This window comes from Mucilaginibacter sp. P4_G9 (assembly GCF_056400985.1).
The window spans coordinates 1-1,257 of sequence record NZ_JBFUKF010000767.1 but is presented as its reverse complement, the minus strand read 5'-3'; the positions used below and the strand labels follow the sequence as shown (position 1 = coordinate 1,257).

General features: G+C 40.4%; 1 protein-coding gene. It reads left to right on the top strand.

Annotation, left to right across the window (positions count from 1 at the left end; genetic code table 11):
* Nucleotides 1–409 precede the first annotated feature (409 nt).
* Nucleotides 410–1,186 carry a 3-deoxy-8-phosphooctulonate synthase gene (kdsA, locus tag AC1DPZ_RS27490; RefSeq protein WP_477409506.1) on the top strand — a complete coding sequence of 259 codons (777 nt, stop codon included), beginning with the start codon at nt 410–412 and terminating at the stop codon, nt 1,184–1,186.
* The last annotated feature ends 71 nt before the right edge of the window (nt 1,187–1,257 follow it).

Here is a 1,257-nt window from a genome sequence, read left to right as displayed (position 1 = left end):
TTTATGAACACTATTAGCGCAATTGGAACTAAGTTTCAAAGTGCGGATAAGTTAGGCCCGCAAAGTCAAAAAAACATACAGTTAAATTATACGCCGGTAAGCGGCAGTTTATGGTTCGATTTTAGGTAGTCGGAAAGATATTTAGTGGTTTACAAAATGACAGATGGCCGGGATGTAATCCTCTTAAAGAATTAACATCCGGAAAAATGATGCGATAAGTAAATTTTCTTTCATTATTGCCGGGCAGGAATTTCCCGATTGGGGAAGCCTACCGACAATTGGTAACAGTATTATTAAAGCCAATAGTTAATGAGACTGCTAAGCTTGCAATTAGAATAAACGCTTGCCAATTGTTTTCCATTCGTGAAATCCGGGCTTATAATTATCTTTGCCTTATAATCTACATAATATGTTGTTTGAGCAAATGCGGCAGAAGCCGTTCTTTATATTAGGTCCCTGTGTAATGGAGAACCAGGAACTATTGTACCAGGTGGCAGAAAAAGTTGCAGAAGCAGGTCAAAAATATAATGTGCCTGTGGTATTCAAATCATCATTTGATAAAGCTAATCGCACATCTATACACTCATACCGCGGTCCGGGTATTGGAAAAGGTATGGAAATGCTACAGAATGTTAAGGATAAATTTGGACTACCTGTTTTAACAGATATTCATGAACCATTCCAGGCAGCTATAGTTGCAGAGGTAGTTGATGTTTTGCAAATTCCGGCTTTTTTATGCCGCCAAACCGATCTGCTGGTGGCCGCTGCCGAAACGGGTAAAATAGTGAATGTTAAAAAAGCACAGTTTCTTTCTGGTGCCGATATGTTTTACCCGGCTCAAAAAGTGCTGGAGGCTGGTAACAACCAGGTAATACTTACCGAGCGTGGCAACATGTATGGCTATAATAATCTGGCGGTTGATTTCAGGAATATTTATGATATGAAGGCATTTGGTCATCCGGTTTGTATGGATTGTACCCATTCGGTGCAACGTCCGGGCGGGGCTGGTGGCAAAACAGGGGGCGACCGTACTTTTGTGCCTATGATGGCCCTGGCTGCTAAAGCTTTTGGTGCCGACGGTTATTTCATTGAAACCCACCCTGATCCGGATAATGCATTAAGCGATGGCCCTAATATGCTTAAGCTGCATGATTTGGATGGTTTAATAGCATCGATAGTATCTTAATTGTATTTGAATCAGCATGTTGGAATTTCCAAAATTTTTACCTGCTGCTTTAAAATAAATGAACTTATAAT